Consider the following 20,419-nt stretch of genomic DNA (forward strand, 5'->3'; position numbering starts at 1 on the left):
ATGCAGAGACCCCTCATCGCCCTGCTGGTGGCCGGCGCCGTCACGTTCGATGCCCAGGCCGCCGATCTGATCCAGGTGTACCAGCAGGCGCTGGCCAACGATGCCACCTATGCCGCCGCGCGCAATGCGCTCACGGCGGGGCAGGAACGGAGCATCCAGGGGCGCTCGCTGCTGCTGCCGCAGGTGGGACTGCAGGGCGTGCATACCCGCACGGATGGCAGCAGCCGCGTGCCGAACCAGCCGCGCGGCGATGTCGACACGCACGACAACCGCTACACGCTGGCCCTGACCCAGCCCCTGTTCAACTGGGGTTCGTGGCAGCAGTACGAGCAGAGCAAGCTGGCCCAGATGCAGGCCTCCGTGGTGTTCGCCCAGGCCCAGCAGGACCTGGTGGTGCGCGTGGCCCAGGCCTATTTCGACGTGCTCACGGCGCAGGACAACCTGGCCTCGATCCAGGCACAGAAGTCCGCCACCACCGAACAGCTGGCCTCCGCCAAGCGCAACTTCGAGGTCGGCACGCAGACCATCACCGACACGCACGAGGCGCAGGCCGCGTACGACCTGGTGGTGGCGCAGGAATATGCCGCGATCAACTCGCTGGAAGTCACCCGCTCGGCGCTGCAGCAGATCATCGGCACGGCGCCGGCCACGCTGGCCACGCTGCGCGCCGGCGTGACGATCGCGCCGCCCCAGCCGGCCAATATCGAACCGTGGATCTCGGCGGCCGAGAACGACAACTTCAGCGTGGCGCTGCAGCGCCTGCAAGTGGAAATCGCCACCCGCGAGATCGCCCGCAACCGCGCCGGCCACCTGCCGACGGTGGACCTGACGGCATCGGCCGTGCGCGACAGCCAGCCGGTGGTCGGCGTCCAGCGCGGCAATTCGGTCGGCGTGACCTGGAACGTGCCGATCTTCTCGGGCTTTGCCGTCACGAGCCGGGTGCGCGAGACGATCGCGCTGGAAGACCAGGCCCGCAACAACCTGGAAGCGAACAAGCGCGCCGCCGCGCAGAATGCCCGGCAGGCCTACTTCGGCGTGAGCAGCGGCCTGGCGCAGGTGAAGGCGCTGGAAGCGGCCGAGGTATCCAGCAATTCGGCGCTCGAGTCGAACAAGCTGGGCTACCAGGTGGGCGTGCGCATCAATATCGACGTGCTGAACGCCCAGCGCCAGCTGTATTCGACGCAGCGCGACCTGTCGAAGGCGCGCTACGACACCATCATGAACGGCCTGCGCCTGAAGGCGGCCGCCGGCACGCTGCGCGAAGAGGACCTGGCACCGATCAATGCGCTGCTGACCAACTGATCGCCGTCAGCGCATGAAAAAACGCCGGCCCGCGATTGCATGGCCGGCGTTTTTCTTTGCTGCCGTGACGCTTAGCGCAGGCCGCCGCCGGCCGCGTCGAACGAGCGCTCGATCAGCTCGATCTTGTAGCCGTCCGGATCGCTCACGAAGGCGATCACGGTGGTGCCGCCCTTGACGGGGCCCGGCTCGCGGGTGACGTTGCCGCCGTTCGCCTTCACCGCCTCGCAGGCCTGCACGATGTTCTCGGTGGAGATCGCGATATGGCCATAGGCATTGCCCATGTCGTAGCGGTCGGTGCCGTAGTTGTACGTGAGCTCCAGTTCCGCATGGTCCGGATTGTTGCCGTAGCCGACGAACGCCAGCGTGTACTTGTACTCGGGATTGTCGCTGGTGCGCAGCAGTTTCATGCCGAGCACATTGGTGTAGAAGTCGATGGAGCGCTGCAGGTTTCCGACCCGCAGCATCGTGTGCAGGATGCGCATGTGTGAGCTTTCGTGATTGCGAAGAAAGTACGACGGGAGCCCGGCAGCGATCGGCCCGCAGCAGCGCGGGCGGTGCTTGTGAACTCCCGTTGCACCGAAGTTGCAATTGTAAGCGCTTTCGCGGCGGGCCGCAGAGGGCGGCCTGCCGCCAGGTGCAGGCCTACTTGCCGGCCGGGGCCACGCGCCAGATCATATTGCCCACGTCGTCCGCCACCAGCAGCGCGCCATCCTTGGCCACCGCCACGCCAACGGGACGGCCTTTCGCCTTCTCGTCCTTGCTGAGGAAGCCGGTCAGGATGTCCTGCGGCGGGCCGGACGGCTTGCCGTCGGCGAACGGCACGTACACCACCTTGTAGCCGCTGAACGGCTTGCGGTTCCACGAGCCGTGCTGGCCGATGAAGGCGCCGCCCTGGTAGCTGGCGGGGAACAGCTTGCCGTCATAGAAGGCCAGGCCCAGCGAGGCCGTGTGGCCGCCCAGCGCGTAGTCCGGCACGATGGCTTTCGCCACCAGGTCCGGCCGCCCCTCCTTGACGCGCGCATCCACGTGCTGGCCATACCAGCTGTACGGCCAGCCGTAGAAGCCGCCGTCCTTCACCGACGTCAGGTAGTCCGGCACCAGGTCGTTGCCCAGCTCGTCGCGCTCGTTGACGACGGTCCACAGCGTCTTCGTCTTCGGTTCCCAGGCCATGCCGTTCGGGTTGCGCAGGCCGGTGGCGAACAGGCGCGACTTGCCCGTGGCGCGTTCCAGCTGCCAGATCGCGGCGCGGCCTTCTTCCTTGTCGATGCCGTTCTCGGCCACGTTGGAGTTCGAGCCCACCGTCATGTACAGGAACTTGCCGTCCGGGCTGGACGTGATGTTCTTCGTCCAGTGGTGGTTGATCGGGCCGCCGGGCAGGGCCATCACCTTCACGGGTGCCGCCGCCAGCGCCGTCTTGCCCTCTTCATACGGGAAGCGCACCACGGCATCGGCATTCGCCACGTAGAAATCCTTGTCCACCAGGACCATGCCGAACGGCGAGTTCAGGTTCTTTGCGAACACGGTGCGGGTCTGCGCCGCGCCGTTGGCATCCAGGCCGCGCAGCAGCGTGATGCGGTTGGCCGATTCCGTCACGGCGCCGGCCTTCTTCTGCATGTGCTTCATGATCGCACCCTTGACGCCCTTGCTGTCCTCGGGCTTCGGCGGCGCATTCGTTTCGGCCACCAGCACGTCGCCGTTCGGCAGCACGTACAGCCAGCGCGGATGGTCCAGGCCGCGCGCATAGGCGGTGACCGTGAAGCCGGCCGCGGCCACCGGCTTGTCATTGCCCTGCCAGACGTCGGTGGACGCCACGTTGACGGTGGGGATCAGCGATTTTTCCGGCTCCGGCAGTTTGGGATTCGGGCCCCAGCCAGCGGGATACTGGCCGGTCTGGGCCAGCGCGGCGCCGCTGGCTGACAGGGCGGCAAGGGCGGCAAGGGCAATGACGGATTTCTTCATGGCGGCTCAGTCCTTCTTGATGACGGGTAGCGGATCGGCCTGCACGTCGCCATCGGCCGGCGGCGGCTTCTGGATGCCGCGCTGCTCGCGCGCATCCGTATCGACCATGCCGCTCTCGATATCGCGGCCGGCCTGTTCGATGCGGGTGCGGTCCGGCTGGTTCTGCGCGCCCTGCGGCGATTCGTCGCGCTCGTGCGGCAGGCGCTTGCCGGCCGTGTCGTCGACATGGACGTTGGTGTTGACCTGGCGGTCCTTGGTATTCGGCTCGGTCATGGTGCGGTTCTCCTGGAAACTTGACTGAATCACATCTTATCGGCTCCGCCCTCAGGCAGTCGCGCGCTTGGCAGCGAGGTGAGGGCGGTTCTTGCACAACGCGCCATGGGACCGTTATACTGGACAAACATACAGTTAATTATGTCGCCATTTTCGTTTCCGAACGGGAGACGGGGCTCGACGGAAGGTCGCACTACAATGGCGAAGGAAACCGTAATTTGCGGTACGCTTCGCCCGGTTGCCTCCCTTTGCAAGCCATCGCCCCCACCGTCCAGAACCGAAGAGCCCTTTATGCCCGCCAAGCCCGTCATCTACAACACGATCGCCCTGGTAGTCCGCCCCAACACGGCGGGCATCGAGGATTCCGTGCGCGACGTGCTGGGCTTCCTGCAGCAGGGCGGCTACAACGTGGTGTTTGAAACGGACACGGCGGCGCACCTGAACATGCCGGGAATCCCGGCGATGAGCGCGCAGGGCATCGGCGAGAAGGCCGACTGCGCGATCGTGATGGGCGGCGACGGCACCATGCTGGGCATCGCCCGCCAGCTGGCGCCGTTCGACGTGCCTCTCATCGGCATCAACCAGGGCCGGCTGGGCTTCATGACGGATATCCCGCTGGACGGCATGCTGCCCGTGCTGGGCCGCATCCTGGCCGGCACCCACAAGGCCGAACGCCGCGCGCTGCTGGAAGGGCGCGTGCTCCGCGACGGGCAGGTCATCCACGTCGGCTTGGCCGTCAACGATGTGGTGGTCTCGCGCGGCGCCGGCGCTGGCATGGTGGAGCTGCGCGTCGATGTCGACGGCCACTTCATGTACAACCAGCGGTCGGACGGCCTGATCGTGTCCACGCCCACCGGCTCCACGGCGTATGCGCTGTCGGCCGGCGGCCCGCTGCTGCATCCCACGCTGGGCGGCATCGTGATGGTGCCGATCGCGCCGCACGCGCTGTCGAACCGGCCGATCGTGCTGCCCGATTCCAGCGAGATCGTCATCGAGATCAAGCGCGGCCGCGACATCACGGTGAACTTCGACATGCAGACGTTCACCAGCCTGATGCCGCAGGACACGATCCATATCCACCGCTCGCCGCACACGATCACGTTCCTCCATCCGCAGGGCTGGAGCTACTACAACACGCTGCGCGAAAAGCTGCACTGGAACGAATACCCGTCCACGGACGGCAAAATTTAACGAGAAGGCTTCACTGCAACCCATGCTGCGTACCCTGTCCATTCGCGATTTCGTCATTGTCGATTCCATCGAACTGGAATTTTCCGCCGGCTTCACGGTGTTCACTGGCGAAACCGGCGCCGGCAAGTCGATCCTGATCGATGCCCTCACGCTGGCGCTGGGCGGGCGCGGCGATGCGAGCGTGGTGCGCGAGGGCGCGGCCAAGGCCGACATCACGGCCGATTTCGCCGTCTCGGCGCAGGCGCGCGGCTGGCTGGAAGAACACGAGTTCGCCTCCGACGATGGCGGCGCGCTGCTGCGCCGCGTGATCGACAACGCCGGCCGCTCCAAGGCCTACATCAACGGCATCGCCGCCACCGCCGCGCAGCTGCGCGAACTGGGCGACATGCTGGTGGACATCCACGGCCAGCACGCGCACCAGTCGCTGCTGAAGACGGATGCGCAGCGCGAGCTGCTCGACAGCCAGGCCGGCGCCAACGTGAAGGATGTGGGCGCGGCCTATAAAACCTGGCGCGCGCTGGCGAAGCAGCTGGAGGAATTCGAGACCAACGCCGCCAACGTGCTGATGGAGCGCGAACGCCTGGAGTGGCAGGTCGCCGAGCTGGACAAGCTGGCGCCGAAGCCGGGCGAATGGAGCGAGATCGGCAACGAGCACAGCCGCCTGTCCCATGCGGCCAGCCTGCTGGAAGGCGCGCAGGAAGCGCTGACGGTGATCTCCGAGGCGGACGAGCAGCCGATCGTCTCGCAGCTGTCGTCGCTGCACCAGAAGCTGGCCAAGCTGGTGGCGGTGGATGCGGAGCTGCAGCCGGTCGTGGACCTGATCGAATCGTCGCGCATCCAGCTGCAGGAATCGGTCTACGCGCTGAACACCTATCTGGATCACGTGGAGCTGGATCCGGGCCGGCTGCGCCAGGTGGAAGCACGCATGGATGCGCTGCATTCCACGGCGCGCAAGTACCGCGTCGATGCGGACGACCTGCCGGCCGAACACGAGCGCCTGCAAACGCAATTGGGCCAGATGGCCGACGCCACCGATATCGATGGCCTGCGCAAGCAGGAAGCGAAGCTGAAGGACGAGTACCTGGGCGTGGCGCGCCGGCTGACCACCACGCGCACCGCCGCCGCGCAGGCGCTGGGCGAGGCCGTCACGAAAGCGATGCAGGACCTGAACATGACGGGCGGCCGCTTCGAGATCGCGCTGAATTCCTGCGAGCCGTCCGCAAAGGGCCTGGAGCAAGTGGAGTTCATGGTGGCCGGCCATGCCGGCGTCGCGCCGCGGCCGCTGGCCAAAGTCGCTTCCGGCGGCGAACTGGCGCGCATCTCGCTGGCCATTTCCGTCATCACCTCGCACGCCACCACGGTGCCCACGCTGATCTTCGACGAGGTCGACAGCGGCATCGGCGGCGGCGTCGCCGAAGTGGTCGGGCGCCTTCTGAAGCGGCTGGGGCAGGAACGGCAGGTGCTGTGCGTCACCCACCTGCCGCAGGTGGCCAGCCAGGGCAACAGCCACTTCCAGGTCGCCAAGAGCACGCTGGACAACGGCAGGACCGCTTCTCGCATCGAGGTCCTCGACGCGAAAGCCCGCGTCGAAGAAGTCGCCCGCATGCTGGGCGGCCTCGAAATCACCGCCACCACCCGCAAGCACGCCCGCGAGCTGCTGGCTTCCTGAGCCGGTCCGTGCCTCACAGATCAGCTCGTGTCCACCTTGGGGTCAACCCCATTTTCGGACACGAGCTGAACTGTAATCCCAGCTTTTGCCTGGTCGCTTTCGTGCGACTGCCGAAGGACGTGGACATGTCCTTATACATGAGTTCGTGTCCGATTTTGGGGTTGACCCCAAGGTGGACACAGGCTCGGCCGTAGGTGTTCAAACGCGCGCAGGGTGGTGGCGCATATAATCGTCGACTATCCCTGATCAGATCGACTTTACATGGCTTTCGCGAAAGAACCTCCTCACCAGCATGGCACCGTCGGCGGCAGTGCGATCGTGCTGGTCAATCTCGGCACGCCCGATGCGCCCACGCGCGGTGCCGTGCGCCGCTACCTGAAGCAGTTCCTGTCGGACCAGCGCGTCGTCGAGATCCCGAAAGCCGTCTGGTGGTTCATCCTGCACGGCATCATCCTGCCGTTCCGCTCCGGCCAGTCGGCAAAGAAGTATGCGTCGATCTGGACCGAGGACGGCTCGCCGCTGCGCCTGCACACGCAGAGCCAGGCGATGCTGCTGCACGAGGCGCTGGCGGCGCGCGGCCATCACGATGTGACGGTGGCGATGGCCATGCGCTACGGCACGCCCGCGCTGCCGGACGTGCTGGCGCGCCTGAAAGCCGATGGCTGCGACCGCATCGCCATCCTGCCCGCCTATCCGCAGTACTCCGGCACCACGACCGGCTCGATCTGGGATGCTGTCTTCAGCCATTACCGCAAGATCCGCAACATTCCCGAACTGCGCCTGGTGAAGAACTACCACGACCACGAGGCCTATATCGAGGCGCTGCGCCAGAACGTGCTGGCGCACTGGGAGCAGCATGGCCGTGGCCAGAAGCTGGTGATGAGTTTCCACGGCGTGCCGAAGCGCACCTTGCTGCTGGGCGACCCGTACCACTGCGAATGCCACAAGACGGCGCGCCTGCTGGCCGCCAAGCTGCGCCTGCGCGAGGACGAATACCTCGTCACCTTCCAGTCCCGCTTCGGCAAGGCCGAGTGGCTGCAGCCGTACACGGCGCCCACCGTGCAGAAACTGGCGCAGGAAGGCGTGCAGCGCATTGACGTGATCTGCCCCGGCTTCACCAGCGACTGCCTGGAAACGCTGGAGGAAATCTCGATGGAAGTGCGCCACGATTTCCTCACGGCCGGCGGCAAGGAGTTTCATTACATCCCCTGCCTGAACGAAAGTCCGGCCTGGATCGTGGCCCTGGCCGAGATCGCCGAGCAGCACATGATCGGCTGGCCGACGCTGACCACGGCGCCGCAGCGCGCCCGCCAGCAGAACGATGCCGCCATCGGCCGTGAGCGCGCGCTGGCATTGGGCGCCGCCGAGTAAGCGCGGCCATTCACGGAAACCGGTCCTCCCGGATTCCCGCCGGCACGCGGCAACGTCCCGCCACCGGAGATGCGGTCCCAACCACCGTCCGCAACACGTCCGCTACCTGGCGGATGCCGGGAGCGGCCGCGGCCGCGCGCCGGCCGATGGCGCCATGGGCTGTTTGCCGGAAACAGGTGGCCGTCCCCGATTGACTGGTGGCCGCCGCACAACGTTGTCATAATTACAGGCTGTTAGCACTTGCCGAAGAGGAGTGCCAGCCTGTTAAAATATCCGGCTAGTGAACAGCTCCCCGCTTCGGCCGCCGGTCTCCGGCGCACCGCAATCACTGTTCGGCGGGAAATTCCCCTTGAAACGTTAGGGGATAGCCCCAGATTCGGCCAGTGCAGTAAGAGCCATATCAAACAAACACGATTTGTAGGAGTCACACGATGCAAGACCAGGAAAACCAGGCCAGCCAGAACCCCGAGGGCGTGCCGGCAGACGCGCAGCAGTCCGCGCAGCAGACCCAGCAGGCTGCTCCCGAGGCGGGCAGCGCCACCGCAACGCCTAGCCTGGAAGAGCAGCTGGCTGCCACCGAAGCCAAGGTCGCGGAAATGCACGAAGCCTTCCTGCGCGCCAAGGCCGAGGGCGACAACGTGCGCCGCCGTGCCCAGGAAGACGTCGCGAAAGCCCACAAATTTGCCATCGAAAGCTTTGCCGAGGCCATGGTGCCCGTCAAGGACAGCCTGGAGATGGCCCTGAAGGTCGAAGTGCCCACGATCGAATCGCTGAAGGAAGGCGTCGAGATGACGCTCAAGCAGCTCAATTCCGCGTTCGAACGCAACCGCCTGCTGGAAGTGATCCCGGCCGCCGGCGACAAGCTGGACCCGAACAAGCACCAGGCAGTGGCCATGGTGCCGGCCGAGCAGGAAGCCAACACGGTCGTGGCCGTGCTGCAGAAGGGTTACACGATCGCGGACCGCCTGCTGCGTCCCGCCATCGTGACGGCTGCCCAGCCGAAGTGACCGCCGGGTTGTAAATAACCTGCAAGCACTTGAAATATAAGAAGCTTTTCCGCATATAAGCGTTATTGAGAAACTCAGTTCAAAGGAAGAACAAACATGGGCAAAATGATCGGTATCGACCTGGGCACGACCAACTCCTGCGTCGCCATCATGGAGAATGGCCAGCCGAAGGTCATCGAAAACGCTGAAGGCGCGCGCACCACGCCTTCCATCATCGCTTACCAGGAAGATGGCGAGATCCTCGTCGGCGCGCCTGCCAAACGCCAGGCCGTCACCAACCCGAAAAACACGCTGTTCGCCGTCAAGCGCCTGATCGGCCGCAAGTTCCAGGAGAAGGAAGTCCAGAAGGACATCTCCCTGATGCCTTACGAGATCATGAAAGCCGACAACGGCGATGCATGGATCGGCGTGCGCGACAAGAAACTGGCCCCGCCGCAGATCTCCGCGGAAGTGCTGCGCAAGATGAAGAAGACCGCCGAGGACTACCTGGGCGAAGAAGTGACCGAAGCCGTCATCACGGTGCCGGCCTACTTCAACGACTCGCAGCGCCAGGCCACCAAGGATGCCGGCCGCATCGCCGGTCTGGACGTCAAGCGCATCATCAACGAGCCGACCGCGGCCGCGCTGGCATTCGGCCTGGACAAGACCGACAAGGGCGACCGCAAGATCGCCGTGTATGACCTGGGTGGCGGCACGTTCGACGTGTCCATCATCGAGATCGCCGACGTGGATGGCGAGAAGCAGTTCGAAGTGCTGTCGACCAACGGCGACACGTTCCTGGGCGGCGAAGACTTCGACCAGCGCGTGATCGACTACATCATCGAAGAGTTCAAGAAGATCAACGGCCTGGACCTGAAGAAGGATCCGATCGCCCTGCAGCGCATCAAGGCTTCGGCCGAGCGCGCGAAGATCGAGCTGTCCTCCTCGCAGCAGACCGAGATCAACGAGCCGTACATCGCCATGGCGAACGGCGCGCCGGTCCACCTGAACCTGAAGATCACCCGCGCCAAGCTGGAATCGCTGGTGGAAGAACTGATCGCCGCGACGATCGAGCCATGCCGCACCGCCATCAAGGATGCCGGCGTGAAGGTCTCGGACATCGACGACATCATCCTGGTCGGCGGCATGACCCGTATGCCGAAGGTGCAGGAAAAGGTGAAGGAGTTCTTCGGCAAGGATCCGCGCAAGGACGTCAACCCGGATGAAGCCGTGGCCGTCGGTGCCGCGATCCAGGGCGCCGTGCTGTCGGGCGACCGCAAGGACCTGCTGCTGCTGGACGTGACCCCGCTGTCGCTGGGCATCGAAACGCTGGGCGGCGTGATGACCAAGATGATCCACAAGAACACCACGATCCCGACCAAGTTCTCGCAAGTGTTCTCGACGGCCGACGACAACCAGCCTGCCGTGACCATCAAGGTCTACCAGGGCGAGCGTGAGATCGCCGTGGGCAACAAGGCGCTGGGCGAGTTCAACCTGGAAGGCATCCCGCCGGCATCGCGCGGCACGCCGCAGATCGAAGTGACCTTCGACATCGACGCCAACGGCATCCTGCACGTGGGCGCCAAGGACAAGGCCACCGGCAAGGAAAACAAGATCACCATCAAGGCCAACTCGGGCCTGTCGGAAGACGAGATCCAGAAGATGGTGAAGGACGCCGAGCTGAACGCGGAAGAAGACAAGAAGGTCAAGGAACTGGCCGAGTCCCGCAACCAGGCCGACGCGCTGGTGCACTCCACCCGCAAGTCGCTGACCGAATACGGCGACAAGCTGGACGCGGGCGAGAAGGAAAAGATCGAAGCCGCGATCACCGACCTGGAAGGCGACATCAAGTCGGGCGACAAGGCCTCGATCGATGCCAAGGTGGCCACGCTGACCGAAGCGGCGCAGAAGCTGGGCGAGAAGATGTATGCCGACATGCAGGCGCAGCAGGCAGCCGGCGGTGCCGACGCGGGCCAGCAGGCGCCAGGTGGCCAGCAGGCCGGTGGCGAGCGTGCGCAGCAGCAGGATGACGTCGTCGATGCCGACTTCAAGGAAGTCAAGGACAGCAAGTAAGCTTTCCTTCGGTCGGCTGGTCTGACCTCGCCGAGCGGAGCGGCCGTGCCACGGTGCCCGCTCGGCGTTTTTGTATTCGATTCGGTTTCGAGGCTGTAGTACAACGCCGGCAGCAGCTTGCTGCTGGTCGATGTTGCCGTCAGGTAGCGTCGGCGGTGGCGTCCTGCTACAGTCTCCCCTCTATTCAGTTCAGTTAGGTGCCTGCTCATGGCAAAGCGTGATTTTTACGAAGTTCTCGGTCTGGCGAAAAACGCCTCGGAAGACGAGATCAAGAAGGCTTATCGCAAGCTCGCGATGAAGTACCACCCGGACCGCAACCCGGACAACAAAGAGGCGGAAGAGCAGTTCAAGGAAGTCAAGGAAGCCTACGAGATGCTGACCAATCCGGAAAAGCGCGAGGCGTATGACCGCTACGGTCACGCCGGCGTGGATCCGAACATGGGTGGCGGCGGTTTCGGCGGCGGCGCGGGCGGCTTCGGCGACGCGTTCGGCGACATCTTCGGCGATATCTTCGGTGGCGGTGGCCGCCGCGGCGGTGGCGGCGGTCCGCAGGTCTACCGCGGTGCCGACCTGCGCTACAACCTGGAAATCACGCTGGAACAGGCCGCCCACGGCTACGACACGACGATCCGCGTGCCGGCCTGGGACAAGTGCGACACCTGCAACGGCTCCGGCGCCAAGCCGGGCACGTCGCCCGTCACCTGCACCACCTGCGCCGGCCATGGCCAGGTGCGCATGCAGCAGGGCTTCTTCAGCATCCAGCAGACCTGCCCGAAATGCCACGGCACCGGCAAGATCATTCCGGAACCGTGCCCTTCGTGCTCGGGCGCCGGCCGCATCAAGCGCAACAAGACGCTGGAAGTGAAGATCCCTGCCGGCATCGACAACGGCATGCGCATCCGCTCGTCCGGCAACGGCGAACCGGGTACCAATGGCGGGCCGCCGGGCGACCTGTACGTGGAGATCCACATCAAGCAGCACGCCGTGTTCCAGCGCGAAGGCGACGACCTGCATTGCGAAATGCCGATCTCGTTTGCCAAGGCGGCCCTGGGCGGCGAAATCGAAGTGCCGACGCTGTCCGGCAAGGTGTCGTTCACGGTGCCGGAAGGCACCCAGTCCGGCAAGACCTTCCGCCTGAAGGGCAAGGGCGTGAAGGGCGTCCGCTCCGGCTATCCGGGCGACCTGTTCTGCCACGTGGCCGTGGAAACGCCCGTCAAGCTGACGGAAAAGCAGAAGGACCTGCTGCGCGAGTTCGAACGCGCCACCACCGAAGGCGGCGCCAAGCACAGCCCGCAGTCCAAGGGCTGGATGGACAAGGTCAAGGACTTCTTCGAGTAAAAATGCACGTTCGGTCACTTCAGGCCGAATCGGGTAAACTGGCTGCTGCATCACGGCCGCCGCGTTGCAGTGTTTGCAACCGGCGGCCTTGTCACGTCTGAAAGGAACAATATGAGCACCACGCAACCTTCCGACCTGCGGGAACTGCTGAACAACAACCGCCGCTGGGCCGATTCGATGATCGCCCGCGATCCGGAATTCTTCCACCGCCTGGCCAACCAGGCCGCGCCCGAATACCTGTGGATCGGCTGCTCCGACAGCCGCGTGCCCGCCAACGAACTGCTCGGCCTGCTGCCGGGCGATGTGTTCGTGCACCGTAACATCGCCAACGTCGTCGTCCACTCGGACCTGAACTGCCTGTCCGTGCTGCAGTTCGCCATCGACGTGCTGAAGGTCAAGCACGTGATCATCGTCGGCCATTACGGCTGCAAGGGCGTGCATGCGTCGCTGACGGGCGCCCGCGTGGGCCTGGTCGACAACTGGCTGCGTCACGTGCAGGACGTGGGCCACAAGCACGAGCGTTACCTGGGCACGGTGCTGGACGAGCGCGTGCGCAGCGAAAAACTGGTCGAGCTGAACGTGGTGGAGCAGGTGGTCAACGTCTGCCAGACCACCATCGTGCAGGACGCCTGGGAGCGCGGCCAGGACGTGGCCGTGCACGGCTGGGTCTACGGCATCAACGACGGCCACCTGCACGACCTGGGCATGACCATCAGCGACCTGCCCGGCCTGCAGCCGAAGCTGCAGACGACCCTGCAGCGCTACAGCGCATAAATACAACACTCGGCCTGCGAGCGTTGTTTTCGCTGCAAAAACAACGCTCCCCCCACGGGGACTGTCCCCTTTTCTTGGAAATATTTCCATTAAACGGGGACAGTCCCCTGTCTCATTTCAGCCTCACATGCACAAGATCCCGCTGGTTTTGGCTGCCGCCCAAGGGCTGCGCGGCGTTATTTCGACGCAAAAAACCGACACCTGCACGTAAGAAGCGGTGGGGGACAGTCCCCATTTTCAGAAAATATTTCCAAAAAAAGGGGACTGTCCCCGATTTTAGGCAATATTGCGCTGTCCAGAACAGAACTCCGGTATACTGTATGCCCATACAGCTACGGGTGTTCCCATGGAACTGATCGACAAACTCGAAATCCTGGCCGACGCGGCGAAGTACGATGCGTCCTGCGCCAGCAGTGGGGCACCGAAGCGTTCGTCCGAAGGCAAGGACGGGCTGGGCGCCACCAACGGCATGGGCATCTGCCACAGCTACACGCCGGACGGCCGCTGCGTCTCGCTCCTGAAGATCCTGCTGACCAATTTCTGCGTCTACGACTGCCAGTACTGCGTCAACCGCCGCACGTCGAACGTGCCACGCGCCCGTTTCACGCCGCAGGAAGTGGTGAAGCTCACGGTCGATTTCTACCTGCGTAACTACATCGACGGCCTGTTCCTCAGCTCCGGCATCATCCAGTCCGCCGATTACACGATGGAACAGCTGGTGGCCGTGGCGCGCGAGCTGCGCGAGGTGCACCAGTTCCGCGGCTACATCCACCTGAAGACGATTCCCGATGCCGACCCCGCGCTGATCGAGGCGGCCGGCCGCTATGCGGACCGCCTGTCCGTCAACATCGAGCTGCCCACCCAGGACAGTGTGCAGCAGCTGGCGCCGGAAAAGAACGTCCACACCATCAAGCTCACGATGGGCAATATCCGCCTGAAGCTCGACGAGAAGGAGGCGGAGCCGAAGTCGCCGAAGTTCGCGCCGGCCGGGCAGAGCACGCAGATGATCGTGGGCGCCGATGCCAGCGACGATGCGCGCATCCTGAACACGGCCGAAACGCTCTACGGCAGTTATAAACTGAAGCGCGTCTACTACTCGGCGTTCAGCCCGATCCCGGAAAGCCCGAAGAGCGTGCCGCTGGCGCCGCCGCCACTGCTGCGCGAGCACCGCCTGTACCAGGCCGACTTCCTGATGCGCGGTTATGGATTTCAAGCAAAAGAGCTGCTGCCGGAGACGGGCAACCTGGCGCTCGACATCGACCCGAAGCTGGCCTGGGCGCTGACGCACCGCGAGCACTTCCCGATGGACCTGAACCTGGCCGAGCCGCAAATGATCGCGCGCATTCCCGGCATCGGCATCCGCAATGCGCAGCGCATCGTCGAGCTGCGCCGCATGCGCCAGGTACGCTGGGCCGACCTGACGCGCCTGCGCTGCAGCATGAAGAAGGTGGCGCCGTTCATCGTCACGGCCGACTACCGGCCGGAGCGGGACACGGCACCGTCCGAGGCGCTGCGCCGCGCCATGGCAGACCAGCCGCAGCAACTGGGCCTGTTCCCGGAACTGCAGGCGGCATGACGGAGGAGGGCAACCGCGGCATCGATGCCGGTCATACCGATGCCGATGTTCCGGAGACCGCTGCGCCGCCCATCGATGCCGTGGCCCTGGCCCTGTCCGGCCAGCCCGTCGTCGTCACCACCTTCGGCGAGTGGCGCACCGCCGCGCGCGCCCTGATCGTGCGCCGCATCCCGCCCGAATCCGTACAATGGTCCGGGCAGGATGGCGGCGGCGACCTGCTGAGCGCGATGCCTCCCGTCGTGCCTCATTCCACCGATAACGCATCGGACCCGCCGCCCCCGCAAACGCTGCGCGTGTCGCGCCAGCTGCTGGAGCTGCTGCAAGGCGCCGCCTGCTACCGTGTCCACGACCGCTGGGCGTTCCTGTACCGCGTACTGTGGCGCTGGAGCCATGGCGCTCCGGACGTGATCTCGCCGGCCGATGAAGACGGCAACCGCCTGCACCATATGGCCAAGGCCGTGCGCCACGAGGAGCACGATATGCATGCCTACCTGCGTTTTCGCGAGCGTCCCGAAGAAGCGGGCGCGCCCCGTTTCGTGGCCTGGTTCGAGCCGGCGCACGACGTGCTGCCGCAGGTCGCCCAGCACTTCTCGAAACGCATGGGCCGCACCAGCTGGATGATCGCCACGCCGGAAGCGACCGTGCTGTGGGATGGCGCCACGCTGGTGACGGGAGAGGCGCTGGCGAAAAGCGCGGCGGACTTCGACGATGCCGGCGAATCCCTGTGGCTCACCTACTACCGCAGCATCTTCAACCCGGCGCGGCTGAATGCGGACATCATGCACAGCCACATCCGCCACCGCTTCTGGAAGAACCTGCCGGAAGCGGCCGTGGTGCCGCACATGGTGTCGCAGGCCGCGGCCGGCGCGCGCAAGGTGGGCCAGCTGGACACGGTGGGCCAGCGCCGCGGCACCACGATTCCCATCGCGCCCGGGAAGGCGATTCCCGAGCGCCAGCAACCCACGTCGCTGGACGAATGCCGCCGCTGCGACCTGTGGCAGGATGCCACGCAGGCCGTCGCAGGGCAGGGCGCGCGCCACGCCAAGATCATGCTGGTGGGCGAGCAGCCGGGCGACCAGGAGGACCTGGCCGGCAAGCCCTTCGTGGGCCCGGCCGGCGAGCTGCTGGACCGGGCGATGGACGGGGCCGGACTGGATCGCAGGAAGGTCTACGTCACCAACGCCGTGAAGCACTTCAAGTGGGAGCCGCGCGGCAAGCGCCGCCTGCACAAGACGCCTGCGCAGAAGGAAGTGATGGCCTGCCACTACTGGCTGGAGACCGAGCTGGCAACGGTGGCGCCGCAGGTGCTGGTGGCGCTGGGCAGCACGGCGCTGAAGTCCATCCTGCAAAGTGGCAGCGTGACGATGAAGGACTACCTCGACGCGCCGTTCCAGCACGAGGGCCGCTGGGTCGTCGCCACCTATCACCCCGCGTATGCCTTGCGCGTGCCGGATGCGGCGTCGCGGCAGGCGGCGTTCGAGGCGATCGTCGAAGCGCTGAAGACGGCGCAGCGGCTGGCGGACGGTGCACCTCCCGAGCCCTGACATAACACGTCTTAAGATACGTTCCACACGCTTAACGAAAAGCGCATATCAATATCCAGAACGATTCGTTTTCTACCTGATGCACCCGGCATAGACTGGCCCCACTCGTCTGCCGCCCGGGCCGTGGAAAGCGCAGTGGTGGACGGGTTCCGATCACCGTCCGTCTGGAGCCTTCATGTCCGCAGTCCTGAGTGCCCTTCACGATGCCGCAGGCGTGCTGCGGATTCGCCCGTTCGCCGGTCCGCTGGGCGCGGAAGTCTTCGGCCTCGACCTGGCGCAGCCGCTCTCGCGCAGCGATTTCCTGCAGCTGCATGCCGCCCACCTGGAGCACCACGTGCTGGTGTTCCGCGACCTGCGCATCACGCCGGCGCAGCAGGTGGCCTTCTCCCGCCTGTTCGGGCCCCTGCAGATCCACGTGCTGAGGAATTTCCAGCTGGCGGACAACCCGGAAGTACTGATCGTCTCGAACATCGTCGAAGACGGCAAGCCGATCGGCCTGGGCGATGCGGGCCACTTCTGGCATTCCGACCTGTCGTACAAGGAGACGCCGAGCCTGGGCTCGATGCTGCATGCGCAGGAGCTGCCGCTCGATGGCGGCGACACGCTGTTCGCCAACATGCATCTCGCTTACGACACGCTGCCAGTGGCGCTGAAGAACACGGTGAGCGGCCTGCGCGCGGAGCACAGCTACCTGAAGCAGTACGCCGAGCTGCAGCGCCGCAGCCCGTGGCGCCCGAACCTCACGCAGGCGCAGATCGATGAAGTGGCGCCCGTCGTCCATCCGGTGGTGCGCACGCATCCGGAGACGGGCCGCAAGGCGCTGTTCGTCAGCGAGCACTTCACCACGCGCATCGTTGGCCTGCCGGCGGATGAAAGCGCCGCGCTGCTCGACGAACTGTTCCAGCACAGCGTGAAGCCGGAGCACATCTATCGGCATCAATGGCAGCCGCACGACATGGTCTTCTGGGACAACCGCTCGCTGATGCACCTGGCGGCGGGCTGCCCGGCGGAGCAGCGGCGCAAGCTGTATCGCACCACGATTGAAGGCGACGTGCCTTTCTAAACCCCGGACCGTTCCGTCCTCACACCAGAACGATATGAAACCACTGAAGATCGCAGCGGCCGCGCTGGCCCTGGTACTCGCCTCGGGTGCGCACGCCGAAGGCACCATCCGCATCGCCCAGCAGTTCGGCATGCCGTTCCTGATCCTGAACATCGCGCAGGAACAGAAGCTCATCGAAAAATACGGCAAGCAGAACGGCGTGGACGTGAAGGTCGAATGGACGCAGCTGTCCGGCGGCGCGGCGATCAACGATGCGCTGCTGTCGAATGCGATCGACATCGCCGGTGCCGGCGTGGGGCCCCTGATCACGGTCTGGGACCGCACGAAGGGGCGGCAGAACGTGAAGGGCGTGGCGTCGCTGGGCGCGTTCCCGTACTACCTCGTCACGAACAATCCGAAAGTAAAATCGATCGCCGATTTCACCGACAAGGACCGCATCGCGCTGCCGGCCGTGACGGTGTCGGTGCAGTCGCGCATCCTGCAGTACGCGGCGGCGCAGCAGTGGGGCGACAAGGAATTCGCACGGCTCGACAAGTTCACGCAAACGCTGCCCCATCCGGATGCCGCGGCAGCCATCATCGCCGGCGGCACCGAGATCACCGCGCACTTCGCCACGCCGCCGTTCCAGGAACAGGAGCTGGGCCAGAACCCGAATGCGCACGTGATCCTGAAATCGTACGAGGTGCTGGGCGGTCCGTCGTCCGCCACGCTGCTGTACGCCACCGAGAAATACCGCCAGGCGAATCCGAAGACGGTGCGTGCCTTCGTGCAGGCCCTGGCCGAGGCGGCCGACTACGCCGCGAAGAATCCGGAAGGCGCGGCTGACATCTACCTGAAGGTCAACAAGAGCAGGATCGACCGCGACCTGCTCGTGAAGATCTTCAGGAACCCCGAAGTGCAGTTCTGTATCGCGCCGCAGAACACGCTGAAGATCGCCCAGTTCATGCACCGCGTGGGCGCCGTGAAGAACCGGCCGGCCACCTGGCGCGACTACTTCTTCGACGAGCCGCTGCTCGGCCAGGGCGGCTGACATGGCCGCGCCGCTGCAGGTCGTCCGCCCCGCGTATCCCGCCGAGCCCCTGCTGCGTGCGCGCGGCGTCACGCTGGAATACCGCACGGGCGAGCGCGCCGTGCGTGCCACGCAGGAGGTCGACTTCGACGTGTTCGGCGGCGACCGCTTCGTGCTGCTGGGGCCTTCCGGCTGCGGCAAGTCGTCACTGCTGAAAGCCGTCGGCGGCTTCATCCAACCGGCGGCGGGCGAGATCACGCTGGCCGGCCAGCGCGTGACGAAGCCGGGCCCGGACCGCATCGCCGTGTTCCAGGAATTCGACCAGCTGCCGCCGTGGAAGACGGTGCTGCAGAACGTGATGTTCCCGCTGCTGGCATCGAAGAGCTGCGGCCGCGCCGAAGCGAAGGAGCGGGCGCGCCACTGGATCGCCCGCGTGGGCCTCGATCGCTTCGAGAACGCCTATCCGCACACGCTCTCCGGCGGCATGAAGCAGCGCGTGGCCATTGCCCGGGCGCTGGCGATGCAGCCGGCCGTGCTGCTGATGGACGAGCCGTTCGCCGCGCTCGACGCCCTCACGCGCCGCACCATGCAGGAGGAGCTCACAAGACTGTGGGAAGAGTCGCCGTTCACGCTGCTGTTCGTCACGCACTCGATCGAGGAGGCGCTCGTCGTCGGCAACCGCATCCTGCTGCTGTCGCCCCATCCGGGCCGCGTGCGCGCGGAACTGAACAGCCACCAGTTCGGGCTGCACAGCGGCGGCAGCACCGAGTTCCAGGATGCGGCGCAGCGCATTCATCGTCTGCTGTTTGGCGAGGCGCCTGCGGTGCCTGCCGAAGCCATGATCGAAAGGGCTGCCCTGTGAGCGCCGGATCGTTGCCAGCCCCGGTGCTCCGCCAGGCGTTCCAGGATCACGCCGCGGACGCGCGGGCCGAACCCGATGCGCCGTCCGACCGTTACTGAAAGGACCGTACCTTGAGCGCCGCACCGTTAGCCGATCCGCCGATCCGCCAGGAGTTTCAATATGAGCTGCCGCCCGCCGCGCCGGCCCAGTTGCAGCGCCGCCTCCCGCTGGCGCAGCGGCTGTGGGCACAGGGCTGGCTGCGCAAGACGGTGGTGCTGGCCGTTCTCGCGCTGGTCTGGGAGCTGGCGGCGCGCTGGCAGGACAACGACCTGCTGCTGCCGACGTTCATGCAGACGGCGCGTGCCTTCGTCGACGGCATCGTCACCGGCGAACTGGTCGAAAAGATCGAGGTGTCGCTGGCCGTGCTGGTGCAGGGCTACGCGGCCGGCATCGCGCTGGCGTTCGTGCTGACCGCGCTGGCCGTCTCCACGCGCCTGGGCCGCGACCTGCTCGAGACGCTGGTCGCCATGTTCAATCCGCTGCCCGCCATCGCGCTGCTGCCGCTGGCGATGCTGTGGCTGGGGCTGGGCAAGGCCAGTCTCGTGTTCGTCATCGTGCATGCCGTGCTGTGGCCGCTGGCGCTGGGCACCTATGCGGGCTTTCGCGCGGTGCCATCCACCTTGCGCATGGCTGGCCGCAACTACGGTCTCACTGGCCTGCCGTTCGTGGTGCAGATCCTCGTGCCGGCCGCGCTGCCGGCCATCGTCTCCGGGCTGAAGATCGGCTGGGCCTTCGCCTGGCGCACCTTGATCGCCGCGGAACTGGTGTTCGGCGCCTCGTCCGGCAAGGGCGGCCTGGGCTGGTACATCTTCCAGAACCGCAACGAGCTGTACACCGACAAGGTCTTCGCCGGCCTTGCCGCCGTGATCCTGATTGGCCTGGCCGTCGAACACCTCCTGTTCGCCACCCTCGAACGCACCACCGTCCAGCGCTGGGGCATGCACTCCAACAGCTGAGTCCGTGTCCACCTTGGGGTCAGACCCCGACATAGACAAGGAGTGAACCGTGCTAACGGCCGAGCTCGTGTCCGTGTCGGGGTCAGCAACTGTGTCGCGTCTAACGTGTCACGGTAGCAGCCTCCCATGGCCGAGCGTCTCGTAGCACGGCGTTCATCGTAACGAGCAGCTTGCGCATGCAGGCGACGATCGCGACCTTCTTGATCTTGCCTACTGCGACAAGCCGCTCATAGGTGTTCTTTATCGCGCTGTTCGAGCGTATCGCAGCCAAAGTTGCCATGTACAGCACTGCGCGTACACACGCTCGCCCACCGAAGATTCGTCGCTTGCCCTGCATCCTGCCGCTGTCGCGGTTGTATGGACAGACGCCAACGAGAGCACTGACTTCGCGCCGATTGAGGGTTCCAAGCTCTGGTAATTCAGCAATTGCCGTT

18 protein-coding genes are annotated in these 20,419 nt (G+C 65.4%); 14 read left to right on the forward strand and 4 right to left on the reverse strand.

The features are described 5' to 3' along the window. Complete coding sequence (locus tag IP91_RS23395; protein ID WP_145652523.1) at positions 1-1,302, forward strand: TolC family outer membrane protein; 1,302 nt, start codon at positions 1-3, stop codon at positions 1,300-1,302. A 71-nt stretch (positions 1,303-1,373) separates the two neighbouring features. Here IP91_RS23395 and gloA read toward each other — a convergent pair whose 3' ends face one another. From gloA to IP91_RS23410, 3 genes are all read right to left on the reverse strand, one after another. After that, on the reverse strand, positions 1,374-1,784 hold the full coding sequence (gloA, locus tag IP91_RS23400; RefSeq protein WP_145652525.1) for a lactoylglutathione lyase: 411 nt from the start codon (positions 1,782-1,784) through the stop codon (positions 1,374-1,376). A gap of 160 nt (positions 1,785-1,944) precedes the next feature. After that, entirely contained in the window at positions 1,945-3,261 is a 1,317-nt protein-coding gene (locus IP91_RS23405; protein ID WP_145652526.1) for a PQQ-dependent sugar dehydrogenase, read from the reverse strand. Between the two features lie 6 nt (positions 3,262-3,267). After that, positions 3,268-3,534 carry a hypothetical protein gene (locus IP91_RS23410; RefSeq protein ID WP_145652528.1) on the reverse strand — a complete coding sequence of 89 codons (267 nt, stop codon included), beginning with the start codon at positions 3,532-3,534 and terminating at the stop codon, positions 3,268-3,270. A 291-nt stretch (positions 3,535-3,825) separates the two neighbouring features. Here IP91_RS23410 and IP91_RS23415 point away from each other — a divergent pair, with 291 nt between their 5' ends. From IP91_RS23415 to IP91_RS23475, 13 genes are all read left to right on the forward strand, one after another. After that, entirely contained in the window at positions 3,826-4,725 is a 900-nt protein-coding gene (locus IP91_RS23415; protein ID WP_145652530.1) for an NAD kinase, read from the forward strand. A gap of 22 nt (positions 4,726-4,747) precedes the next feature. Then, positions 4,748-6,394: a DNA repair protein RecN gene (recN, locus tag IP91_RS23420; RefSeq protein WP_145652532.1), complete on the forward strand. Its 1,647-nt coding sequence runs from the start codon at positions 4,748-4,750 to the stop codon at positions 6,392-6,394. Between the two features lie 261 nt (positions 6,395-6,655). After that, complete coding sequence (hemH, locus tag IP91_RS23425) at positions 6,656-7,765, forward strand: ferrochelatase (RefSeq protein ID WP_145652534.1); 1,110 nt, start codon at positions 6,656-6,658, stop codon at positions 7,763-7,765. A 431-nt stretch (positions 7,766-8,196) separates the two neighbouring features. Further along, positions 8,197-8,772, forward strand: coding sequence for a nucleotide exchange factor GrpE (grpE, locus tag IP91_RS23430; RefSeq protein ID WP_145652536.1), 576 nt, complete (start codon positions 8,197-8,199; stop codon positions 8,770-8,772). A 96-nt stretch (positions 8,773-8,868) separates the two neighbouring features. Then, the gene (dnaK, locus tag IP91_RS23435) at positions 8,869-10,824 is read left to right on the forward strand and encodes a molecular chaperone DnaK (protein WP_145652538.1); all 1,956 of its coding nucleotides are present in this window, start codon (positions 8,869-8,871) and stop codon (positions 10,822-10,824) included. Between the two features lie 207 nt (positions 10,825-11,031). Beyond that, positions 11,032-12,162, forward strand: coding sequence for a molecular chaperone DnaJ (gene dnaJ, locus IP91_RS23440; protein WP_145652540.1), 1,131 nt, complete (start codon positions 11,032-11,034; stop codon positions 12,160-12,162). Positions 12,163-12,273: 111 nt separating this feature from the next. Beyond that, positions 12,274-12,936, forward strand: a complete 663-nt coding sequence (gene can / locus IP91_RS23445) for a carbonate dehydratase (protein WP_145652542.1) — start codon at positions 12,274-12,276, stop codon at positions 12,934-12,936. Positions 12,937-13,282: 346 nt separating this feature from the next. Next, positions 13,283-14,512 (forward strand): putative DNA modification/repair radical SAM protein, encoded by a 1,230-nt coding sequence (locus IP91_RS23450; protein WP_145652544.1) that lies wholly within the window; start codon positions 13,283-13,285, stop codon positions 14,510-14,512. Then, positions 14,509-16,056, forward strand: a complete 1,548-nt coding sequence (locus tag IP91_RS23455; RefSeq protein ID WP_145652546.1) for a UdgX family uracil-DNA binding protein — start codon at positions 14,509-14,511, stop codon at positions 16,054-16,056. Before IP91_RS23450 ends, IP91_RS23455 begins: the two co-directional genes overlap by 4 nt. Before the next feature lie 175 nt (positions 16,057-16,231). Then, positions 16,232-17,119, forward strand: coding sequence for a TauD/TfdA dioxygenase family protein (locus IP91_RS23460; RefSeq protein ID WP_145652548.1), 888 nt, complete (start codon positions 16,232-16,234; stop codon positions 17,117-17,119). Positions 17,120-17,153: 34 nt separating this feature from the next. Next, a complete protein-coding gene (locus IP91_RS23465) occupies positions 17,154-18,149 on the forward strand; it encodes an ABC transporter substrate-binding protein (RefSeq protein ID WP_145652550.1) in 996 nt (331 codons plus the stop codon). 1 nt (position 18,150) lies between these two features. Continuing rightward, the gene (locus tag IP91_RS23470; RefSeq protein ID WP_145652552.1) at positions 18,151-18,990 is read left to right on the forward strand and encodes an ABC transporter ATP-binding protein; all 840 of its coding nucleotides are present in this window, start codon (positions 18,151-18,153) and stop codon (positions 18,988-18,990) included. A 110-nt stretch (positions 18,991-19,100) separates the two neighbouring features. Further along, positions 19,101-19,985, forward strand: coding sequence for an ABC transporter permease (locus tag IP91_RS23475; protein ID WP_145652554.1), 885 nt, complete (start codon positions 19,101-19,103; stop codon positions 19,983-19,985). 100 nt (positions 19,986-20,085) lie between these two features. Here the strand turns inward: IP91_RS23475 and IP91_RS23480 are convergent. After that, a partial coding sequence (locus tag IP91_RS23480; protein ID WP_145652556.1) for a transposase occupies positions 20,086-20,419 on the reverse strand: 334 nt, incomplete at its 5' end.

It is taken from the genome of Pseudoduganella lurida (assembly GCF_007830455.1).
Classification (GTDB): domain Bacteria; phylum Pseudomonadota; class Gammaproteobacteria; order Burkholderiales; family Burkholderiaceae_D; genus Rugamonas; species Rugamonas lurida.

Coding starts and splice junctions, on each gene's coding strand:
- grpE (WP_145652536.1), top strand. CDS start 8,197: ATGCAAGACCAGGAAAACCAGGCCAGCCAGAACCCCGAGGGCGTGCCG.
- IP91_RS23415 (WP_145652530.1), top strand. CDS start 3,826: ATGCCCGCCAAGCCCGTCATCTACAACACGATCGCCCTGGTAGTCCGC.
- dnaK (WP_145652538.1), top strand. CDS start 8,869: ATGGGCAAAATGATCGGTATCGACCTGGGCACGACCAACTCCTGCGTC.
- IP91_RS23405 (WP_145652526.1), bottom strand. CDS start 3,261: ATGAAGAAATCCGTCATTGCCCTTGCCGCCCTTGCCGCCCTGTCAGCC.
- gloA (WP_145652525.1), bottom strand. CDS start 1,784: ATGCGCATCCTGCACACGATGCTGCGGGTCGGAAACCTGCAGCGCTCC.
- hemH (WP_145652534.1), top strand. CDS start 6,656: ATGGCTTTCGCGAAAGAACCTCCTCACCAGCATGGCACCGTCGGCGGC.
- IP91_RS23450 (WP_145652544.1), top strand. CDS start 13,283: ATGGAACTGATCGACAAACTCGAAATCCTGGCCGACGCGGCGAAGTAC.
- IP91_RS23455 (WP_145652546.1), top strand. CDS start 14,509: ATGACGGAGGAGGGCAACCGCGGCATCGATGCCGGTCATACCGATGCC.
- IP91_RS23465 (WP_145652550.1), top strand. CDS start 17,154: ATGAAACCACTGAAGATCGCAGCGGCCGCGCTGGCCCTGGTACTCGCC.
- IP91_RS23470 (WP_145652552.1), top strand. CDS start 18,151: ATGGCCGCGCCGCTGCAGGTCGTCCGCCCCGCGTATCCCGCCGAGCCC.
- IP91_RS23395 (WP_145652523.1), top strand. CDS start 1: ATGCAGAGACCCCTCATCGCCCTGCTGGTGGCCGGCGCCGTCACGTTC.
- can (WP_145652542.1), top strand. CDS start 12,274: ATGAGCACCACGCAACCTTCCGACCTGCGGGAACTGCTGAACAACAAC.
- IP91_RS23410 (WP_145652528.1), bottom strand. CDS start 3,534: ATGACCGAGCCGAATACCAAGGACCGCCAGGTCAACACCAACGTCCAT.
- recN (WP_145652532.1), top strand. CDS start 4,748: ATGCTGCGTACCCTGTCCATTCGCGATTTCGTCATTGTCGATTCCATC.
- dnaJ (WP_145652540.1), top strand. CDS start 11,032: ATGGCAAAGCGTGATTTTTACGAAGTTCTCGGTCTGGCGAAAAACGCC.
- IP91_RS23460 (WP_145652548.1), top strand. CDS start 16,232: ATGTCCGCAGTCCTGAGTGCCCTTCACGATGCCGCAGGCGTGCTGCGG.